Origin of the sequence: Streptomyces sp. T39, assembly GCF_008042045.1 — a bacterium.
Classification (GTDB): domain Bacteria; phylum Actinomycetota; class Actinomycetes; order Streptomycetales; family Streptomycetaceae; genus Streptomyces.
Map to the genome: position 1 here is coordinate 1 of NZ_RDBP01000221.1, position 1,608 is coordinate 1,608.

The following is a 1,608-nucleotide window of genomic DNA, read 5'->3' on the forward strand; positions in this document are numbered from 1 at the left end:
GTCTCCGCCGCTCGCCCGCGCCTGGCGCTACAGTTCCCGCCTCTTCCTCCAGGCGTACACGATCTGCGGCACCGTCAGGTACTCCACCAGCGGCCCGAACTGGATGCGGCCCCTCGCCAAGGCCCTCCACATCATCTACCGGCCTGCCGCCCTGCTCGTTGCAGCATCCGGCACCTGGGGCTGGCTGAACCGCTGGATGTACACGCACACCTCCGGCGCCCAGGCCGTTGACCTGGTCACCGCCCGCACCACCCCCGCTGGCGCGGCCGCCGACCCCGACGCCCCGGCCGGCGAGCACGGCGACTGGACCGGCTTCACCGGCGTCCCCTTCAACCCGCCCACCGACCACTCCACCATCAACAGCCCCGTCACCACAGGAGCCCTCGTGTCCGAGTACGCCGCCCCCCTCGAGCAGGCCGTCGACGCCGTCCAGCAGGCCGGCGCCATGCTCATCAGCAACCCGGCGGAGAACATGGTCGGCTACGAGGCCACCCTCCGCGCCCTGTCCGACCTCCAGGCCGCCATCGGCGCCGTCGTCGCCCAGGCCGGCGCCACCACCCGCGAAAACTTCAAGGTCAACGGCCTGGGCGCCGGAGGTGTGCGTGTACATCCAGCGGTTCAGCCAGCCCCAGGTGCCGGATGCTGCAACGAGCAGGGCGGCAGGCCGGTAGATGATGTGGAGGGCCTTGGCGAGGGGCCGCATCCAGTTCGGGCCGCTGGTGGAGTACCTGACGGTGCCGCAGATCGTGTACGCCTGGAGGAAGAGGCGGGAACTGTAGCGCCAGGCGCGGGCGAGCGGCGGAGACAGCAGCCGGCTTGCCGCGCGGGCGGTACGGCGGGCGGGGCTGATGACCTTGCGGATACGCAGGCGGGTCTTGCGGCTGGTGTGCTTGCGGAGCTTGACGCCGGTCAGGTAGCTGACGCGCCGCATGCGGTTCATGTTCCGGGTCGGCTTCAGCTGCGGGGCCTTCCCCGCGTTCTTGGCCTTCTTCCGGTTGGGGGTGAGGACAGTCTTCGGCTTGAGGTGCTTCGACTTCGGAGTGCGGGGTGCGGTCTGGGTGGCGTTCTTGCGTGCGGCCTTGCGGAGCTTGTTGAGGGTGCTGGTCTTGCCGGTGAGCGTCTTGACGGGACCCTTGGCTGCGGGCGTCGCGGCGGTGGGCGTACCGGCCGGGCCGGAGGTACGCGGCGCGGGGGTGGGGGTCTTGCGGGACTTGATGCGTGACAGGAGACCCGCCTTCCCGCCGCTGTTCGCGGGGGTGTTCTTGCGGTGCTTCCCGCTACCAGCGCCCGTGGCGCCGCCGGGGCCGGCCGTCGGCCTCTGCCGGGGCAGCTTCGGCGTCCGCGTGTTCGTCGCACCGCTCGACTTCGGGGCCGGCTGGTTCTTCGGCGTGTGCTTGCCCGGGGTACCGGGCTGCTGACGACTGCCGCCGTTCTGGTTCGGCCGGGACGTCAGCAGGCTGCCGAGCCCGCCCCGGTTCGTCGACTGCTTCCCGCCGCGGCCGGACACACCCGGCACCGGCGTCGCACCGGTGCCGCGGCCGCCGCCGAGAGACAGCGGGGTCCTCGGCGCGGGCTTCGGACGCTTCGGATCCTTCGGCGACTTGAACG

Annotated in this window: 1 pseudogene; it reads right to left on the bottom strand. The window is 71.7% G+C overall.

Annotated features, from left to right (window positions below):
- Nucleotides 1-1,507: pseudogene (locus EAO77_RS37305) on the bottom strand (hypothetical protein); the annotation flags it as partial.
- Nucleotides 1,508-1,608 lie beyond the last annotated feature (101 nt).